General features: G+C 60.0%; 15 protein-coding genes and 1 pseudogene. 3 read left to right on the top strand and 13 right to left on the bottom strand.

Annotation, left to right across the window (positions count from 1 at the left end; translation table 11 throughout):
• From H3L91_RS07495 to H3L91_RS07470, 6 genes and pseudogenes are all read right to left on the bottom strand, one after another.
• The gene (locus H3L91_RS07495) at positions 1-549 is read right to left on the bottom strand and encodes a DUF2059 domain-containing protein (protein WP_007343092.1); all 549 of its coding nucleotides are present in this window, start codon (positions 547-549) and stop codon (positions 1-3) included.
• Between the two features lie 3 nt (positions 550-552).
• Positions 553-1,599 carry a tetraacyldisaccharide 4'-kinase gene (lpxK, locus tag H3L91_RS07490; RefSeq protein ID WP_007343091.1) on the bottom strand — a complete coding sequence of 349 codons (1,047 nt, stop codon included), beginning with the start codon at positions 1,597-1,599 and terminating at the stop codon, positions 553-555.
• Between the two features lies 1 nt (position 1,600).
• Positions 1,601-3,163, bottom strand: a complete 1,563-nt coding sequence (locus H3L91_RS07485) for an ABC transporter ATP-binding protein (protein ID WP_007343090.1) — start codon at positions 3,161-3,163, stop codon at positions 1,601-1,603.
• Positions 3,164-3,186: 23 nt separating this feature from the next.
• A pseudogene (locus H3L91_RS07480) lies at positions 3,187-3,360 on the bottom strand (ATP-binding cassette domain-containing protein); the annotation flags it as partial.
• Positions 3,361-3,424: 64 nt separating this feature from the next.
• Entirely contained in the window at positions 3,425-3,703 is a 279-nt protein-coding gene (locus tag H3L91_RS07475; protein WP_007343088.1) for an ACT domain-containing protein, read from the bottom strand.
• 408 nt (positions 3,704-4,111) lie between these two features.
• The gene (locus tag H3L91_RS07470) at positions 4,112-4,357 is read right to left on the bottom strand and encodes a DUF4926 domain-containing protein (protein WP_040658967.1); all 246 of its coding nucleotides are present in this window, start codon (positions 4,355-4,357) and stop codon (positions 4,112-4,114) included.
• Between the two features lie 293 nt (positions 4,358-4,650).
• Here H3L91_RS07470 and gdhA point away from each other — a divergent pair, with 293 nt between their 5' ends.
• Positions 4,651-5,988, top strand: coding sequence for an NADP-specific glutamate dehydrogenase (gdhA, locus tag H3L91_RS07465; RefSeq protein ID WP_040658965.1), 1,338 nt, complete (start codon positions 4,651-4,653; stop codon positions 5,986-5,988).
• Positions 5,989-6,400: 412 nt separating this feature from the next.
• Here the strand turns inward: gdhA and nrdB are convergent, their stop codons facing one another.
• From nrdB to H3L91_RS07440, 5 genes are all read right to left on the bottom strand, one after another.
• Positions 6,401-7,534, bottom strand: coding sequence for a class Ia ribonucleoside-diphosphate reductase subunit beta (gene nrdB / locus H3L91_RS07460; RefSeq protein ID WP_081458614.1), 1,134 nt, complete (start codon positions 7,532-7,534; stop codon positions 6,401-6,403).
• 181 nt (positions 7,535-7,715) lie between these two features.
• Positions 7,716-8,774, bottom strand: coding sequence for a Gfo/Idh/MocA family protein (locus tag H3L91_RS07455; RefSeq protein WP_007343083.1), 1,059 nt, complete (start codon positions 8,772-8,774; stop codon positions 7,716-7,718).
• Positions 8,775-9,094: 320 nt separating this feature from the next.
• Positions 9,095-9,301, bottom strand: coding sequence for a hypothetical protein (locus H3L91_RS07450; RefSeq protein WP_007343082.1), 207 nt, complete (start codon positions 9,299-9,301; stop codon positions 9,095-9,097).
• A gap of 11 nt (positions 9,302-9,312) precedes the next feature.
• Entirely contained in the window at positions 9,313-11,592 is a 2,280-nt protein-coding gene (gene nrdA, locus H3L91_RS07445; protein WP_007343081.1) for a class 1a ribonucleoside-diphosphate reductase subunit alpha, read from the bottom strand.
• Between the two features lie 319 nt (positions 11,593-11,911).
• A complete protein-coding gene (locus H3L91_RS07440; protein ID WP_007343079.1) occupies positions 11,912-13,444 on the bottom strand; it encodes a helicase HerA-like domain-containing protein in 1,533 nt (510 codons plus the stop codon).
• A 247-nt stretch (positions 13,445-13,691) separates the two neighbouring features.
• Between H3L91_RS07440 and H3L91_RS07435 the strand changes: the two genes are divergently transcribed.
• Positions 13,692-15,707, top strand: coding sequence for a TonB-dependent copper receptor (locus H3L91_RS07435; protein WP_040659549.1), 2,016 nt, complete (start codon positions 13,692-13,694; stop codon positions 15,705-15,707).
• Positions 15,708-16,248: 541 nt separating this feature from the next.
• Here H3L91_RS07435 and zwf read toward each other — a convergent pair.
• The gene (gene zwf, locus H3L91_RS07430; protein WP_040658963.1) at positions 16,249-17,661 is read right to left on the bottom strand and encodes a glucose-6-phosphate dehydrogenase; all 1,413 of its coding nucleotides are present in this window, start codon (positions 17,659-17,661) and stop codon (positions 16,249-16,251) included.
• A gap of 155 nt (positions 17,662-17,816) precedes the next feature.
• Between zwf and H3L91_RS07425 the strand changes: the two genes are divergently transcribed.
• Positions 17,817-18,050, top strand: a complete 234-nt coding sequence (locus H3L91_RS07425) for a hypothetical protein (protein WP_007343074.1) — start codon at positions 17,817-17,819, stop codon at positions 18,048-18,050.
• 310 nt (positions 18,051-18,360) lie between these two features.
• Here the strand turns inward: H3L91_RS07425 and ypfJ are convergent, their stop codons facing one another.
• The gene (gene ypfJ / locus H3L91_RS07420; protein ID WP_040658961.1) at positions 18,361-19,206 is read right to left on the bottom strand and encodes a KPN_02809 family neutral zinc metallopeptidase; all 846 of its coding nucleotides are present in this window, start codon (positions 19,204-19,206) and stop codon (positions 18,361-18,363) included.
• Between the last annotated feature and the right edge of the window lie 100 nt (positions 19,207-19,306).

The following is a 19,306-nucleotide window of genomic DNA, read 5'->3' as shown; positions in this document are numbered from 1 at the left end:
TTATTTTGATTTTTGGGATTTTTGCGGTTTGGCGGGTTCGCAGGCGAGGCGTTCGAGTTCGCGGATGTAGGCGCGGGTGCGTTTTTCGGTAAGAGCCTGCGTTTCTTTGATGACGGCAGGCATGATTTTTCTGGTGAAGGCAGCCTGTTTCCGGATAAGCGACTGGCCGACGGGCGTGTCGAAGAAGGCGGTCATGGCGCCCACTTCTTCCTGCGTGTAGGTCGTTTTCATTTCCTGCATCACGATTTTTTTCAGACGGCCTCTGAACTCGGGCGTGGCGGTATCGGCGGCGGTGTCGCGCAGGAATTGTTCGGTGATTTGGGCAAAGCGCGCTTTTTTGCTTTCGGGCACGTTTTCCAGCGTGGCCCGCATTGCGCCGTTGTCGGCGATGATCTGCTTGGCCATGTCGGGGATGGTGGCGGACATGTCTTGCCACATATCGTCGATGTGCTGCACCCGCATCAGTTTTTCCAGCGACGCGTCGGTGGGCGGGGCGGCGAAGGCGGCGGTGCAGGCGCAGCAGAGCAGGGCGGCGGTGAGAATCTTCATGTTTCATCCTTTTTTTTGGGCAGACAAGGTTTTCAGACGGCCTGCAAGCTCTGCGGCCAAATCGGGGCGGATTATCGCACGAACGGGCAGTACCCACACATTTTCGGGAACGGGGGCGGCTGCAAGTTTCACCGCGTCTTTTTCGGTAATGAACACCGCTTCGGCCTCGGGCAGGTCGGCGGCGGTGAGGCGGGCGTGGTCGGGCAGGGCGACGGTTTGCCCGGGGCGGATGCCCGCATCGCGCAGGCTTTGGAAGAAACGTTCGGGGCGGGCGATGCCGGCGAGGGCGGCGGTTTTTGTGTTTTTCAGACGGCCTGCGTCCCAGGTTTCGGCGGGGCGGGAGAGGCGGTAGACTGCGCCGTTTTCCAGTGTGGAAAAAAACACTTTTTCCGGCGGCAGGCCGAGTTGCGCGGCGGCGGAAGCGGCATCCGTGCCGCCGCTGACGATGACGAAATCCGCGCTTTTCAGGCGCGATACCGGCTCGCGCAGGCCGCCGTTGGGCAGCAGATCGAGGTTTGTCCGCCCCAAATCGGCGGCGGGGAAGACGGCGATTTCGATGTCCCGCGCCAGCGCGTAGTGTTGCAGGCCGTCGTCGGCGACGATCACGTCCAAATCGGGATGCGCGGCCAGCAGGGCGCGGGTGGCTTCGGCGCGGCGGCGGCCGACGGCTGCGGGGGCGGAGGTTTGGCGCAGCAGCATCAGCGGCTCGTCGCCCGCCTGCGCCGCCGTATCGCCTGCGCCCAACACGCGCACGCCGCCGTCCTGCCGCCCATAGCCCCGGCTGACGATGCCGGTTTTCAGCCCCTGCGCCTGCAAACCTTTGACCAGCGCGGCGACAATCGGCGTTTTGCCCGTGCCGCCCGCATGGATGTTGCCGACGACGACGACGGGCACGGGCAGTTTTTCGCTTTTCAGACGGCCTGTTCGGTAGAGGCGGCGGCGTAGAAAGGAGGCCGTCTGAAAAACGCGCGAAAGCGGCCACAGCAGCAGGGTGAGCGGCAGGCGCGGGTGTTGCCAGTGGCGTTCGATGATTTGGTGGGGTTTGGGCATTTCAGACGGCCTCTGCGCTATGGGCGGCGGCGTGCGCAGCCAGTTCGCGGGTGTATTCGTGCTGCGGCTTGGCGAACACGGTTTCGCATTCGCCGGTTTCGACCACTTGGCCGTTTTTCAGCACGATGACGCGGTGGGCGAGGGCGCGGATGACGGCGAGGTCGTGGCTGATAAGGATGAGGCTGAGGCCGTGCCGCCGCTGTAAGTCGGCGAGCAGGGCGAGTATCTGTCGCTGCCACTGCACGTCGAGCGCGCTGGTGGGTTCGTCGAGGACGAGGATTTCGGGCTGCGCGATGACGGCGCGGGCAAGTGCCAGCCGCTGCCGTTGTCCGCCGGAAAATTCGTGCGGGTAGCGGCAGGCGGCGTCGGCACTCAGGCCGACTTCTTCGATGGCTTTTGCGGCGCGGCGGCGGCGTTCGGCTTTGTCCAGCTGCGGCGCGTGGATGCGCAGCGGTTCGGAAACGAGGTCGGCGGCGTCCATGCGCGGGTTGAAGGCGGAAAACGGGTCTTGGAACACCATTTGGATGGCGCGGCGCGATTGTTCCGTCCAATCCCGATTGTGGATTTTCAGACGGCCTTTCGCCGCCACCAGCCGCATCAGTGCCTTGGCCAGCGTGGTTTTGCCGCTGCCGCTCTCGCCGATCACGCCCAGCGTTTCGCCCGCTTTCAGCTCGAACGACAAGGGGTGCAGCAGCACTTTTTCGCGCTCGGAGAACCAGCCGGTTTTTTGCCGCACCGACACGCCGATGCCTTCGGTCTGCAATACCGTGGGGCTTGTGTCCGGCAGGGGGACGACGCTGCGCGGCGGCGCGGCATCGAGCAGCATTTTGGTGTATTCGTGTTGCGGCCGTCTGAAAACCTCATGCGCCGCGCCCTGTTCGACGATGCGGCCGTGGCGCATGACGATGATGTTGTCGGCAAAGCGGCGCACCAGATTCAGGTCGTGGGTGATGTAGAGCAGGGTCATGTTGCGCGTTTGTTGCAGGCCGGCGAGCAGATCGAGTATCTGCGCCTGCACGGCGACATCGAGCGCGGTGGTGGGTTCGTCGGCAATCAGCAGCTCGGGTTCGGCCGCCGCCGCCATTGCAATCATGGCGCGCTGCCGCTGGCCGCCGGAGAGTTGGAAGGGGTAGGCGGCGGCCTGCCGCTGCGGCTCGCGGATGCCGGTTTGCGCCAGCAGCGACACGGCTTTTTCCCACGCCTGTTTTTTGTCCAGCCCCAGATGCAGGGTGAGCACTTCGGCAATCTGCGCGCCCACCGTCATCACGGGGTTGAGCGCGGTCATCGGCTCTTGGAACACCATGCCGATTCTGCGCCCGCGCAGTTTCTGCAAGCCGCGCGGCGGCAGGCCGAGCAGGTTTTGGCCGTTGAAATTCAGACGGCCTGCCAGCGACACGGCGGGATTGAGGCGCATGATGCCCTGCGCCAGCACGGTTTTGCCGCTGCCGCTTTCGCCGACAATCGCGGTTTTGCTGCCGCGCGCGACGGCAAAGCCGATGTCGTGCAGCACTTGGCTGCGGCCGAAAAAGGCGTTGAGGTTTCGAACGTCGAGGATGTTGTCCATGGCGGTATTTTTCAGACGGCCTTCGACACGGCGGGATTGAGGCGCATGATGCCCTGCGCCAGCACGGTTTTGCCGCTGCCGCTTTCGCCGACAATCGCGGTTTTGCTGCCGCGCGCGACGGCAAAGCCGATGTCGTGCAGCACTTGGCTGCGGCCGAAAAAGGCGTTGAGGTTTCGAACGTCGAGGATGTTGTCCATGGCGGTATTTTTCAGACGGCCTTTTGCCTGCGCGCGGCGGGGCAAAAGGCCGTCTGAAAACGTTTCAGATGCGGTGCATGGCGTTGAAGAGTTCTTCGTTCTGCATGCGGATGTCCAGCGCGAGGCGTTTGCCCGCTTGGGCGAAGATTTCGAGCATTTCTTCGCGGCTTTGCGGGCATTTGGCGGTGTCGATGAGGATGATCATGGTGAAGTAGTCGTCCATCAGCTGCTGGCTGATGTTGAGGATGTTGATTTGGTGTTCGGCCAAGAGTTTGGACACGTCGTAAACGATGCCGATGCGGTCTTTGCCGATAACGGTGAGGACGGAACGGGATGAGGACATTGCGGGTTTCCTTGTGGTTTGGGGTTGGGTTGGGCTTTCCGAAAAACGGGCGGGGCGGTGTCAACAGCCCCAGGGTTCTTCTTCGACGCGTTCGCAGTAGTCGGCCGGTTCTTTGTCGAAGGGGGCACTCTGCCAGCCGGCGTTTTCGGTTTGGATATAGACGGCGCAGCGGTGGGGGTGTTTGGCGGCGATTTTGCCGATGTCGGCATCAAGTTGCGCTTTGCTGTCCCATGTGCCGCCGCATTCGCCGCAGCCGAAGAAGGGCGCGTCTTCGTCTTCGATGAAGCATACCCAGCCGGTGCAGTGGGAAGTGGGGCAGCGGATTTGGAAGTCGGGGGAAATGGTTTGTATGGTTTGGTTTTCCGTAAATATGGGCGAGCCGTGTTTGGCTGCGCCGAAGCTGTGCTTTCAGACGGCCTTTTGCCGTTGGCGGCCGTCGGCGGGAACGGGTGCGGCGGGGGCGATTTGGTTTGCTTTGAGGATGGGCAGATCCAAGTCGCGGTCTGCCTCGAATTCCACTATAAACGCCGGTTCGGGGCGGTGGAAGATTTCGACAATCGCGCCGACGCTGCCGGCGGGCAGGGTTTGGCCGGATACGTCGGGGATGTCTTCCAGCGTGCGGACGGTGTCGAACAGGCGGTAGGCGGCGGGCATGGCGGGTTTGGCGGCGGAACAGGCGGCGCAATGTATCCCGTATGCGGGAAAAAGGCAAATCGGTGTAAAGGCCGTCTGAAAAGGGCAGGGCATCCGCCTGCGTCTGCGTGGGGGTGTCTGCGCAAGGGCGCAGAGGCCGTCTGAAAAGCGTTTTCCGGAAGATTGTAAACAATTTTGCATTTTCAGACGGCCTTGAAGGCAGGTTTCGGATAAAAAAACGGTTGAAGATTGTAGACAATTATTGCTAGACTGCGCCTGCAATCTGTTTGCAATACTTCACAAAGGAAAAAACCATGAGCGACATCAACACCCTGTTCCAAACCATCAAGCAGCGCGACCCGAATCAGAGCGTTTTCCATCAGGCGGTGGAAGAAGTGTTCGGCAGCCTGAAACCGTTTTTGGACAAAAACCCGCGCTACACCCGCGACGGCCTGCTGGAACGCATCGTCGAACCCGAGCGCGTGATTATGTTCCGCGTGTCGTGGGTGGACGACCAAGGGCGGGTTCAAGTAAACCGGGGCTACCGCGTGCAGATGAGTTCCGCCATCGGCCCCTACAAAGGCGGCCTGCGCTTCCATCCTACCGTCGATTTGGGCGTGCTCAAATTCCTGGCCTTCGAACAAGTCTTCAAAAACGCGCTCACCACGCTGCCGATGGGCGGCGGCAAAGGCGGTTCGGACTTCGACCCCAAAGGCAAATCCGACGGCGAAGTGATGCGCTTCTGCCAGGCCTTTATGAGCGAACTCTACCGCCACATCGGCGCGGACACCGACGTGCCCGCAGGCGACATCGGCGTGGGCGGCCGCGAAATCGGTTTCCTGTTCGGCCAGTACAAAAAACTGCGCAACGAGTTCACCTCCGTGCTCACCGGCAAAGGCCTCACCTGGGGCGGCAGCCTGATCCGCCCCGAAGCCACCGGCTACGGCACGGTCTATTTCGCCCAATCCATGCTGCAAACCAAGGGCGACGGCTTTGAAGGCAAACGCGTTGTGATTTCCGGCAGCGGCAACGTCGCGCAATACGCCTGCGAAAAAGCCATCCAGTTCGGCGCGAAAGTGCTCACCGTGTCCGATTCCAACGGCTTCGTGCTCTTCCCCGACAGCGGCATGACCGAAGCGCAGCTGGCCGCGCTGATCGAATTGAAAGAAGTGCGCCGCGAGCGCGTGAAAACCTATGCGCAGGAGCAGGGTTTGCAGTATTTCGAAGGGCAGAAACCGTGGGGCGTGAAGTGCGACATCGCCCTGCCGTGCGCCACCCAAAACGAATTGGACGGCAAAGACGCCGCCACCCTGCTGGCCAACGGCGTGCAGTGCGTGGCCGAAGGCGCAAATATGCCCTCTACGCTTGAAGCCGTCGAAGCCTTCCTGAAAGCGAAAATCCTCTATGCGCCGGGCAAAGCCTCCAACGCAGGCGGCGTCGCCACCTCGGGTTTGGAAATGAGCCAAAACCACATCCGCCTCTCTTGGACGCGTGAGGAAGTGGACAAACGCCTGTTCGACATCATGGCAAACATCCACGAAAACTGCGTGGCCAACGGTACGGAAAACGGCTACACCAATTACGTCAACGGCGCGAACATCGCCGGTTTCAAAAAAGTGGCCGACGCGATGCTGGCGCAGGGCATCGTGTAACGACGCTTCGAACCGCATCGCATGGCGTTAAAAGGCCGTCTGAAAAATCGTTTTACGGTTTTCAGACGGCCTTCTTTAATGTAATGCCGAACCTGCCGCAGGGTGTGGCGGGTGGGTAGGTCGGGCATTTATGCCCGACGTTGTTTGGTTGCCGACGGTGTCCGGTCGGGCATAAATGCCCGACCTGCGGATTTCGGCGGCGCGGGAATAACGGCGGGACGGGGTGGCGTAGGGTGTCGCCCCAAGGCGGCGCACGCGTTCTCTGTCAAGCCGAGACCGCGTGCGTGGCTGCGCCACACACCTTACCTTAGCGGCGGCCGTCCCCGTCGGTGCACATTTTCAAATGGCATGAAAAAGCCGTCTGAAAAGCTGCAAAATAGTTTTTCAGACGGCCTCTTGTCTTGTTTGGCATTCACAACTCAAACCCGTCCAAATCATCCGCATCGATTTCGGCGTCGATTTGGCCGATGAGGTAGGAGGAGATTTCCACTTCCTGCGGGGCGACCTGCACATTGTCGGACGAGAGCCAGGCGTTGATCCACGGGATTGGGTTTTGGTTGGAGGCGGGGAAGGCGGGGTCGAGGCCGACGGCGATCATGCGGTGGTTGGTGATGTATTCGACGTATTGGCACAAAATGTCTTTGTTCAGGCCGATCATCGAACCGTCTTTAAACAGATAGGCAGCCCATTCTTTTTCCTGCTCCGCCGCTTTTTTGAAGAGTTTGAAACATTCGTCCTGCAATTCGACGGCGATTTCCGCCATTTCAGGATCGTCGGCACCGGCGCGCATCAGGTTGAGCATATGCTGCGTGCTGGTGAGGTGCAGGGCTTCGTCGCGGGCGATGAGTTTGATGATTTTGGCGTTGCCCTCCATCAGCTCGCGCTCGGCAAAGGCAAACGAGCAGGCGAAGGAAACGTAAAAACGGATGGCTTCGAGCACGTTCACGCACATCAGGCAGAGATAGAGTTTCTTCTTCAATTCGCGCAGTTTCACGACCACGGTTTTGCCGCCGACCTGGTGCACGCCCTCGCCCAAGAGGTTGTAATACTGGGTGTATTCGATCAAATCGTCGTAGTAGCAGGCGATGTCTTCGGCGCGGGCGATGATGTATTCGTTTTGCACGATGTCGTCGAACACGACAGACGGGTCGTTGACGATGTTGCGGATGATGTGGGTGTAGCTGCGCGAGTGGATGGTTTCGGAAAAGCTCCACGTTTCAATCCATGTTTCCAATTCGGGAATCGACACCAAGGGCAGCAGCGCGACATTGGGGCTGCGGCCTTGAATGGAATCGAGCAGGGTTTGGTATTTTAAGTTGCTGATGAAAATGTGTTTTTCATGCTCGGGCAGATTGGCGTAGTCGATGCGGTCGCGCGATACGTCGATTTCTTCCGGCCGCCAGAAGAAGGAAAGCTGTTTTTCAATCAGCTTTTCAAACACTTCAAATTTCTGCTGGTCGTAGCGGGCGACGTTGACCGGCTGGCCGAAAAACATCGGCTCTTTGAGCGCGTCGTTTTTCTGTTTGCTGAATGTGCTGTATTGCATGACGAGGTGTTCGCAGGACATGGTGGGTCTCTCTGTATGGGTGGGGGAGGCTACCTGAAAACGGGTTGGCGGGTTTTGGTGCGCCGAAGCTGCGCTTTCAGACGGCCTTTTCAGGTAGCCTTTAAACGGGTGAGGCCGTCTGAAAACGGGTTAAACCGCGTGCGTGGCAAAGCCGCACTCCCTACGGCTGCGGATTTGCCGCCAAATCGAACACGCGCTGCTGGTGTTCGGCGGCGTAGGCAAAGTCGGGGACGGTGTGTGTGCCGTGGTGCAGGTCGTGCCACACGGCGCGATAGGTTTCGACCAGGCATTCGGCGGGGGTGCTGTGGGGCGGCAGGGTTTGGCTTTGGCCTTCGCGGATGATTTCGATGGTGAGCGGTTCGTATTGGATGTGGCCGCTGTTGGCGGTGATGACGAGGCTGAGGTGTTCGCATTCGATTTGCATGGCCAGCCCGCTGCCGCCGCCGAGGTAAACCACGTCTGTGAGCGCGCCGTTGGTGTGGCGGGCTTGGTAGAGGACGTGGTCGGTGGCGGTGCGGCGGAGGGTTTGGCCGTTGTCTTTGCGGCGCACTTGGGGGTGGAGGCAGGCGGTGAGGGCGCGTTCGAGGGGCGGGCGGCCGGTCAGCAGGTTGAGGGCAGCGAGCATGTGGGCGAACGGGATGGTGAGGGTGTTGACGCCGTTTTCCTGCTGCTGGGCATAGAGATAGCGCGGATCGACGATGAAGCCGCGTGTCGGATCGCTGCCTCGCACGGTGCAGCTGAGCAGGCGGCCGGCGGCGGGGTCGTCGAGCAGGGCTTTGATTTTGCGCACGTAGGGGGAGGTGAGGGCTTGCAGGCCGATGAAGGTGCGGCAGCCGTATTTTTCGGCGGTTTGTTGCAGGGTGCGGGACTGTTCGGGCGTGGTGCCGAGCGGCCATTCGCAGTAGATGGCTTTGCCGTAGGGGACGATTTGTTCGATAAGGGCTTGGTGTTGGGGGAGGCTGACGGCGACGACGATGAGGCCGATGTCGTCGCGGGCGGCGAGTTCGGCGGGGTTGTCGCTGTAAAACGGCACGCGGTATTTTTCGGCGGCGAGTTTGGCAGAAGCGGGGCTGCCGGCGGTGAGGCCTTTGATGGCGAACAGTTCGGGCAGGCGGGAGAGTGAGGGGTAGTGCGCCATCGATGCCCAGCCGCCGCCCGCGCTGAGGCCGATGATGCCGACATTGATGGGTTGGGAGGCGGATGGGGATGGGGTGGTCATGGTGGTTTCCTTTGCGCGGAAATGACGGCAGTGGTGGGTTTGCGGTTTTGGCTGCGCTGAAGCTGCGCTTTCAGGCGGCTTTTTTCAGGTAGCCTTTAAACGGGTAAGGTCGTCTGAAAAGGGGTTAAACCGCGTGCGTGGCAAAGCCACACACCCTACGGCTGCTGTCTCTTTGTATGCAGGCTACGGCTTGCTTCAATTTAAATTAGTTTTAGCTGAATGGTGGCAGCCGTAAGCTGGTTTTCAGACGGCCTTTTCAGGTAGCCTTTGAGGCCGTCTGAAAATCCTCAAATGTTGGATACAAGTATCCAACCTACAATTTACATACTTGGTTGATCGAATCGTGCATTAATAAATTCTTCTCGAAGTTGTCTTGCATTTTTTAGCATGCTATTTACCTGCGATATATCTACATCAGGGATCTTTGCAAGGATAGCTTTCCTGATTTCATCATCACTATCACCTTCTCCAAAACCGCTATCAATTTCTTTCCAGATCAACTCAATATTAAAATTATCAGGATTCATGGTGCTCCCCTTTAAATCTTACAAGCCCCCCCCGCGCAGCCGTCGTCTTGGATGTCGGTTTGGGTGTCGTCCGCGCCGTCGCGGGTGTTGTGGTAATACAGGGTTTTCACGCCGTATTTGTAGGCGGTCAGCAGGTCTTTGAGCATTTGTTTCATGGAAACTTTGTTGCCTTCGAATTTGCCCGGGTCATAGGCGGTATTGGCAGAAATCGCCTGATCGACGAATTTTTGCATCACACCAACGAGTTTCAAATAGCCTTCGTTGCCCGGAAGCTGCCATAGGGTTTCGTAGGCATCTTTCAGGGTTTCAAACTCCGGTACGACTTGTTTCAGGATGCCGTCTTTCGATGCTTTGACTGTTACCAGCCCGCGCGGTGGCTCGATGCCGTTGGTGGCGTTGGCGATTTGCGAACTGGTTTCAGACGGCATGAGTGCGGTGAGGGTGGAGTTGCGCAGGCCGTGTTCGACGATGTCGGCACGCAGGCTTTCCCAGTCGCACAACAGCGGTTCGCTGCACACAGCATCCAAGTCTTTTTTGTAGGTGTCGATGGGCAGTTTGCCTTGCGAATAAACGGTTTGATTGAACAGCGGGCATGCGCCGTATTCTTTGGCAAGGTTCACCGATGCTTTGAGCAGGTAATACTGCATGGCTTCAAAGGTGCGGTGGGTCAGACCGAGCGCGGAATCGTCGCTGTAACGGACGCCGTTTTTCGCCAGATAGTAGGCGTAGTTGATGACGCCGATGCCGAGCGTGCGGCGGTTCATGGTCGCGGTGCGAGCGGCTTCGACCGGATAGTCTTGATAATCCAGCAAGGCATCAAGTGCGCGTACGGTCAAATCGGCAAGCCCTTCCAGCTCGTCCAAGCTGTTTAATGCGCCCAAATTGAAGGCAGACAGGGTACACAGGGCGATTTCGCCGTTCGGATCGTTGATGTTGTCCAGCGGTTTGGTCGGCAGGGCGATTTCCATGCACAGGTTGGACTGGTGCACGGGTGCGACGCGCGGGTCAAACGGGCTGTGCGTGTTGCAGTGATCGACGTTTTGGATGTAGATACGTCCTGTTCCGGCGCGTTCCTGCATCAGCGTGGAGAACAAATCGGTAGCCGACAAGGTGCGCTTGCGGATATTCGGGTCTTGCTCGTATTTCGTGTAGAGACGCTCGAATTCGTCTTGGTCGGCAAAGAACGCGTCGTACAGACCGGGAACTTCGTTGGGCGAGAACAGCGTGATGTTGCCGCCTTTAATCAGGCGGGTGTACAACAGGCGGTTGATTTGCACGCCGTAATCCAGTTGGCGGATGCGGTTGTCTTCCACGCCGCGGTTGTTTTTCAACACCAACAGGCTTTCAGCTTCGATGTGCCACAAGGGGTAGAACAAGGTTGCCGCGCCGCCGCGCACGCCGCCCTGCGAGCAGGATTTAACCGCCGCTTGGAACATTTTGAAAAACGGAATGCAGCCGGTGTGCTGCGCTTCGCCGCCGCGAATCTCTGCGCCGAGGCCGCGGATGCGTCCGGCGTTGATGCCGATACCGGCGCGTTGGGAAACGTATTTCACAATCGCGCTGGTGGTGGCGTTGATGGAATCGAGGCTGTCGTCGCATTCGATCAGAACGCACGAGCTGAACTGGCGCGTGGGCGTGCGCACGCCGCTCATAATCGGCGTGGGCAGCGATACTTTGAAGGTGGAAACCGCGTCGTAAAAGCGTTTCACATAATTGAGGCGCGTGTCTTTCGGGTATTTGGAAAACAGGCACATCGCCACTAAAACATACAGAAACTGCGGTGTTTCGTAAATCTGGCGGGTAACGCGGTTCTGCACCAGATATTTGCCCTCGAGCTGTTTCACGGCGGCGTAAGAAAAAGTCATGTCGCGGCTGTGGTCGATGTAGGCATTCAGCTCGTCAAACTCTTCGCGGCTGTAGTCTTCAATGATGTGGCGGTCGTATTTGCCCGCTTCGGTGAGTTTTTTAACATGGTCGAAGAGATGCGGCGGCTCAAACTGGCCGTAGGCGATTTTGCGCAGGTGGAAAATCGCCAGACGCGCAGCGAGATACTGGTAATCGGGCGTTTCCTGCGAAATCAGGTCGGCGGCGGCTTTGATGATGGTTTCGTGGATGTCGTCGGTGCGGATGCCGTTGTAAAACTGGATGTGCGATTTGAGCTCGACTTGGGAGACAGAAACGTTTTTCAGTCCCTCGGCCGCCCAGGTAACAACGCGGTGGATTTTGTCTAAATCGATATTTTCCAAACGGCCGTCGCGTTTGGTTACTTTGAGGTTTTCAGCGGCATTCATCGGGAATCCTTTATGGGGTGAAAATACTAGATATAGTATGAATTGGAGTGTCGGAATACAATATATCGTGTTTTAACCGTGTGAAACAGGTCTTGACAAAACCGTCGCGCAACCCTTTTCGCGGCACGGAAAACGGTGTGTCGCAGCGGGATTTGATGCGGCGGGAATTTGCGGCAGGCGGCTGCCGAAAAAATCAGCAGGTTAAAAAAGGTTAAGGCAAAGAGGCCGTCTGAAAACCTGTAAAACGGATTTTCAGACGGCCTCTTTGCCGTTTTGCCGTTTTTCAGACGGCCAAGGGTCTATTGATTGCCAACAGACCCTATTTCATCATGTTTTTAATCACGCCCATTACGCTGCGGGAGATGGCGTTGGTTACCTGCTTGTTGATTTTGTTGCCGATGCTGTCGGCCAAATCGTAGCCCAGCCCCTGATTGGCTTTTTTGCGGCTGCCGAACAGGCCGCCGAGGAAGCCTTCGATCAGGCCGGGCTGTTTTTTTTCTGCGGCGGCGGGGGCATTCTGCTGCGCGGGAGCGGCGTTTTGCGGCGCGGCGGGGGCGGCCTGCGCCTGCTCGGCGGCGAGCTGTTGCAGGGTTTCGTAGGCGGAGAAGTTGTCCACCGCGTCTTTGTAGTGGCGGTAGAGGATGTCGTTTTGGAAACGCGCGGCGCGCTCGTCGGCGGACAAGGGGGCAAGCTGCGACTGCGGCGGCAGGATAAGGGCGCGCTGCACCGGTTCGGGCATGCCTTTTTCGTCGAGGAAGGAGACGAGGGCTTCGCCCACGCCCAGTTCGGTGATGGCTTCGGCCACTTTGATGCCGGGGTTGCTGCGGAAGGTGTCGGCGGCGGCTTTCACGGCTTTCTGGTCGCGCGGAGTGAAGGCACGCAGGGCGTGCTGCACGCGGTTGCCGAGCTGGCCGAGGATGGTGTCGGGCAGATCGAGCGGGTTTTGGGTAACGAAATACACGCCCACGCCTTTGGAGCGGATGAGGCGCACGACCTGTTCCACCTGCTCCATCAGCGCGGGGGCGGCGTTGTCGAACATCAGATGCGCTTCGTCGAAAAACATGACGAATTTGGGCTGCGCCAAATCGCCCACTTCGGGCAGGGTTTCAAACAGTTCGGCGAGAAACCACAGCAAAAACGCGCTGTACAGGCGCGGCGAGCGCATCAGCTTTTCGGCGTTGAGGATGTTGATGACGCCCTGTCCGCCTTCGGTTTGCAGCCAGTCGGCGAGGTTGAGGGCGGGTTCGCCGAAAAACGCCTGCGCGCCTTCGTTTTCGAGGGTGAGCAGCTGGCGTTGGATCGCGCCCACGCTGGCGGCGGACACGTTGCCGTATTGGGTGCGGTATTCCTTGGCGTGGTCGGCCACGTATTGCAGCATGCCGCGCAGGTCTTTCAAATCAATCAGATGCCAGCCTTGGTCGTCGGCGGCCTTGAACACCAGGTTGAGCAGCCCCTCCTGCGTGTCGTTGAGGTTCATCAGGCGGGCGAGCAGCATCGGGCCCATTTCGGACACGGTTACGCGCACGGGGATGCCGCTTTCGCCGTACACGTCCCAAAAGCGCACGGGGAAGCCTTGTAAATAGGACGTTTTGTCCAAACCGAATTCGGCCATGCGCTCGCCCACCTTGCCTGAGTCGCTGCCCGCACCGCACAGGCCGGACAGGTCGCCTTTCACGTCGGCAAGGAAGACGGGCACGCCGATACGGCTGAAACTTTCGGCCATTTTGCGCAGGGTAACGGTTTTGCCGGTGCCGGTCGCACCGGCGATGAGGCCGTGGCGGTTGGCCATTTTGCCGACGATGTCGAGGGGGGTGTGTTCGCTGCCGTGCACGGCGATGGTGAGCGGGTTCATGCGTTTGCTTTCTGTGAAATGAAAAACGGGCGCGATTGTAGCATTTGTGTCCGCCGATACCGAAAAGGCCGTCTGAAAACCGGATTTTCGGCGCAAACAGGCAAAAAATACTGCCTGCCGTTATTTGTTTTGCGCTAGGTCAACAAGCGGGTTGTTTATATGTTATTCCGTAACTGTGTTGTTATAATTCGCCTGCGTTTTACACTTTATGAACAATTTTAAATCGGATTTTAAGGAGATTATCAGCATGAAACAGAAAACATGGCTGCTGCTGCCGCTGGTATTGGCGGTGTCCCACGCTTGGGCGGACGGCGAAACCGTCGAACAGGAGGGCGGGCTTGATCCCGTGGTGGTAACCGGCGCGGTGCAGCAAAAGGCCAACACCGTCCGCTTCAACCCCAAAGCCACCATCCAGCCCATGCCTGCGGGCGACGGCGCGGACCTGCTGCAATCCGTGCCCAATATGAGCGTGATCCGCAAAGGCGGCAGCTCGGGCGACCCGCTGTTTCGCGGCCTCGGCGGCTCGCGTTTGAGCATCAACGCCGACGACCAATTCATCTACGGCGGCTGCTCCAACCGCATGGACCCGCCCACAGCCTATATTTTCCCCAACACCTACGACGAAGTGATCGTTACCAAAGGCCCGCAGAGCGTAACGCAGGGCGCGGGTCTGGTGGCGGGCGCGGTGCAGTTTGTCCGCAAAGACCCGAAGTTCGACGAAAAACCCTACCAGATTTCCGCCAGCGCGATGGTGGGCAGCAACAGCCGCCTCGACGGCTCGTTTGAAGGCCAAGTGGGCGGCAGATACGGCTATTTCCGCACCAATATCTCCCACAACCAAGCAGACGACTACAAAGACGGCAGCGGCAACGAAGTCCACTCCGAATTCAAACGCGACAACCAGATGGTGCAGGTTGGCATCACCCCCACCGAGGACACCACCGTCGCCGCCACCTACGAGCGCAGCCGTGGCAAAGCCGCCTACGCCGACCGCATGATGGACGGCAGCAAATTCGACCGCGACGCATGGAACGTGCGCTGGACGCAAAAACACCTCACCCCGTGGTTTACCGAACTCGAAATGCGCTACGGCAAAAGCAAAATCGATCATGTGATGGACACCTACACCCTGCGCACCCGCCGCGTCATGCCTGGCAGCATGATGTGGCGCATGATGATGAGCGCGGTCAACCCCGAACGGCGCATCGACACCGGCAACATCAAAGCCACCTTCGACTGGAACAACGTCAACCTGCAAGTGGGCGCGGACTACATGCGCGACCGCCACCGCCAGCGCGCCAGCATGAACATGGAACCCCTCGGCAGCTACACCGCCAAACCCTACATGCCCCAGCAAAACTTCACCCAATGGGGCGTATACGCCGAAGCCGCATGGCAGCGCACCGCCAACCAAAAATTCGTCGCCGGCCTGCGCCGCGACAAAGTGGACGCCGAATACGACTTCGCCGCAGGCAGCACCTACAACGGCCGCCTCGCCATCACCCAAGCCAACCGCCAGCAAAACTACCGCCTCAACTCCGGCTTCCTCCGCTGGGAACAGCAGGCAGGCGCGACCAAATACTACGCCGGCTTCGGCCTCTCCGAGCGCGCCCCCGACTACTGGGAACGCCGCACCTCCACCAGCCTCAAACGCGAACAAAACCGCCAAATCGACGCCGGCATGATCTGGAAAACCGAACACCTGCAAGGCTCGCTCTCCGTCTTCGCCGGCGACGTGCGCGACTTCATCCTCCTGGAAAAATGCCCCGGCATGATGTGCCTCAACGGCCGCAACATCAACGCCACCCGCTTCGGCGGCGAAGCCGAATTCAAATGGCAGTTCGCCCCGCACTGGGAAATCGGCAGCAGCCTCGCCTATACACGCGGCAAAAACCGCACCGACGGCCTGCCCTTGGCGCAAACCCCGCCGCTCGAATGGCGCAACACCCTCGCCTGGGACAACGGCAAATTCAGCGCGGGCGCACTCTGGCGCGTAGCCGCCGCCCAAAAACGCTACGCCGTCGGACAAGGCAACATCGTCGGCCAAGACCTCGGCGCGGCGGGCGGCTTCGGCACACTCTCCCTCAACGCCGGCTGGCGCATCGCCAAATATGCCACCCTGCAAGGCGGCGTAGACAACCTGTTCAACAAAACCTACGCCGAATTCGTCAGCAAAGGCGGCGACCCCTCCGCCGGCACCCAAACCACCCGCGTCAACGAACCCGGCCGCACCGCCTGGGTCAGACTGCAAATGCAGTTCTAAGCCTTACCGGCGGATAAAACCAAACAGGCCGTCTGAAAAACCAAAAATCGGATTTTGGCTTCGCCGAAGCTGCGCTTTCAGACGGCCTTTTTGCATAGGTAGGGTGTGTGGCGCAGCCACGCACGCGGTTTGTGTGTCGCGGCGGCGACTTGGGCGGCGGGGAAACGGGAGGCCGTCTGAAAGCGCAGCTTCGGCGAAGCCAAAATCTGATTTACGGTTTTCAGACGGCCTCTTGTTTAAACGGCAGCAACCGCGTGCGTCGCCTGGGGGCGACACACCCTACGATAGGTTCGGCATAGGAAATGTTATTTTTTCAGACGGCCTCTGCCGTTGAGGTAGGGTGTGTGGCGCAGCCACGCACGCGGTTTCCGTGCTGCGGCAGCTGCTTGGGCGGCAGGAGAAATGAGAGGCCGTCTGAAATTTGTTTTTCAGACGGCCTTTTGTTTAAACGGCAGCAAGCGCGTGCGTCGCTTGGGGGCGACACACCCTACACAAACGGCTGAGGCCGTCCGAAATTTGTTTTCAGACGGCCTCAAACGGTTCAGATGCCTTCAAACCATGCGTCGCCTGCTGCGGGGAGACTGTTTGCGGCGGCGGGGCCGGTGCTGCCGGCGGGGTAGGGGTGGGGCGGGTTTTGCCGCAGGGCTTCGAGGGCGGGGGCGAGCCAGGCCCAGGCGGCTTCGAGTTCGTCGCGGCGGTTGAACAGGGCGGCGCGGCCGGCGAGGGCTTCGAGCAGCAGGGTTTCGTAGGCGGAGGGGCGGCGGCCGGGGCGGGTGTCGAAGCCCAGCTCGGCGGGGGCGGTGTTCTGCGCGCCGTCGGGGGTTTTGACGTTGAGTCGCAGGTGCAGGGTTTCGTCGTCGGCTTGCAGGCTGATGACGAGGCGGTTGGGCAGGGCGGCGGGGAAGAGGGTGTCGGCCGGGGGTTTGAAGGCGATGACGATTTCGGCGGCGCGGCGGGACAGGCGTTTGCCGGTGCGCAGGTAGAAGGGGACGCCCGCCCAGCGGGGGTTGCCGATGAAGGCGCGCAGGGCGGCGTAGGTTTCGGTGCGGCTCTCGGGCGGGACTTTGTGTTCCTGGGTGTAGCCTTTGAGGCCGTCTGAAAAGGTGTATTGGCCGAAGACGGCGTCGGCGGCGGGGTCGAGGGGGAGGAGGTCGCGGATGAGTTGCAGCTTGGCGTCGCGCAGGGCGTCGGCGTCGAGGCTTTGCGGGCGTTCCATGGCGGTGAGGCAGAGTATCTGCATGATGTGGTTCTGCACCATGTCGCGCAGCGCGCCGATGCCGTTGTAGAACTCGCCGCGCGCTTCGACGCCGAGGGTTTCGGCAAGGGTGATTTGCACGGAGCGGATGTGGCGATTGTTCCACAGCGGCTCGAAGAGGCTGTTGCCGAAACGCAGGGCGAGGAGGTTGTGCAGGCCGTTTTTGCCGAGGTAGTGGTCGATGCGCAGGATTTGGCGTTCTTGGAAATACTGCGCCACGCCGTCGTTGATGAGGCGGCAGGATTCGAGGTCGGTGCCCAGCGGTTTTTCGAGGACGACGCGGGTGTTTGCGCCGTTGAGGCCGTGTGCGGCGAGGCTGCGGCAGGCGGGGACGAAGAATTGGGGGGCGGCGGAAAGGTAGAAGACGATGCTTTCGCTGTCGGCTTTGCCGCGTATTTCGGCGGCGAGGGCGGCGAAGTCCTGCGGGTTGCCGATGTCCAGCGGCAGGTAGTCGATTCTTTGGCAGAAGGCGTCCCATTCGGCGGGTGTGGCGGCGGTGTGGGGGCGGGCTTCTGCTGCGGCTTTGGCGAGGAATTGTCCGCGGGTCAGGCGGCTGCGGCTTGCGCCGAGGATGCGCCCCTTCGGATGCAGCCGGCCGGCGGCGTGGGCGTCGTAGAGGGCGGGCAGGAGTTTGCGCATGGACAGATCGCCGGTTGCGCCGAAGAGGATAAGGTCGAAGTTTTTTTGTTCGGACTGCATGGGTTTGGGGACGGGTCGGATGAAAGGCGCGGCCATGCTACACGCGGCGGCGGGGGCTTGTCTATGCGCCGCAGCGGTTGGGGCTTCACAAATTCTGCCAAAACGTTAAAATCCGCCGCATCTCGCTTGGTTTTCAGCATTTTCGGGAATAAAAAATGGATTTCGCACAAAAACAGAAAATTTTACGCTGGGTAAAACTGGCCGCGCTGCTGCTGGCGGCGTTTGCCGTTTGGGAGTTTTACGGGGACAGGATTAAGGAGAAGGCGGCGCAGATTCCGTCGCCGACCGAGGGTTTCGACAAGCCCAGGGACTGGGACGGGCGGGTGCGCAAAACGATAGAGTGCCAGGAGCGCGGCGAAAACGGCTGCAAGCGGAAAACGGCGCAGTAGGTGGCTATATCTATCGCCCTGCATTGAGGCAGTCTGAAAACCGGTAAAACGGTTTTTCAGACGGTTTTTCAGACGGCCTTTCGTTTCTTTATCGGGCAAACGGCTGCGGCAAACGCAAACCGCGTGCGTGGCTTGCGCCACAAATGCAGGTCGGGCATTTATGCCCGACGAACACCGGCAGATTTGAAAAATGTCGGGCATGGATGCCCGACCTACTGAAAGCGTTATCGCCCCGAGGTGACGCACGCGGTTGTTGCCGCTAAATAAGAGGCCGCGCCGGAGCGGTGTGTTCAGACGGCCTGTCTATTATTTACTCGGCGGCGAAGGTGTCGCACTGTTTGATGTCGCCGCTTTGCAGGCCGCGTTTGAGCCAGTACATGCGCTGTTCGGACGTGCCGTGGGTGAAGCTATCGGGCACGGCGTAGCCGCGGCTGCGTTTTTGCAGGGTGTCGTCGCCGACGGCTTCGGCGGCCTTCACCGCTTCTTCGATGTCGCCCGCTTCGAGCAAATCCTGCCGCTGCGCGTATTTCGCCCACACGCCGGCGAAGCAGTCGGCTTGCAGCTCGAGTTTCACTGAGAGGCGGTTGGCCTCGGTTTTGTTCGCCTGCTGCTGCATCTGGTGCACCTGCGGCAGGATGCCGAGCAGGTTTTGCACGTGGTGGCCGACTTCGTGGGCGATGACGTAGCCGAAGGCGGTGTCGCCCGCCGCGCCCAGTTTGCTGCGCATTTCTTCGTAGAACGAGAGATCGAGGTAAACCTTTTTGTCGGCCGGGCAGTAGAAGGGTCCCATCGCCGCCTGCCCTGTGCCGCAGGCGGTTTGCGTGCCGCCGGTGTAGAGCACGAGCGTGGTGGGGGTGTAGCGGGCGTTTTGGCGGGCGAAGTATTCCTGCCAGGTTTTTTCGGTGTCGGCCAGCACCACGGCGGACAATTCTTCAAGCTGGGCTTCTTCCTTGCTGCTGAGCGTGGTCTGCCGCGCGGTGCTTGTGCCCAGCTGCGGCGTGCCGCCGACGATGCCGGACAAGTCCACGCCGTAATACGCGCCGACGAGTACGACGATGAGGCCGACGATGCCCATGCCGCCTCCTCCCCCGCCGCCGCTGCTTTGCCCGCGTCGGTCTTCGATGTTGCTGCTGCGTTCTCTGCCTTGCCAGCGCATGATGGTTTCCTTTCTTTCAATCAAATCTGTGGGTTTGTGTGGTGATACCGTGTGGCAGTGTCGTCCCCGCCCACGCGGGATGACGTTTCTGCAAATGCGG

It is taken from the genome of Neisseria bacilliformis (assembly GCF_014055025.1).
Taxonomy (GTDB): Bacteria; Pseudomonadota; Gammaproteobacteria; order Burkholderiales; family Neisseriaceae; genus Neisseria; species Neisseria bacilliformis.
Note: the sequence above shows the minus strand (reverse complement) of the source record. Positions and strands in the feature narration are given on the sequence as shown.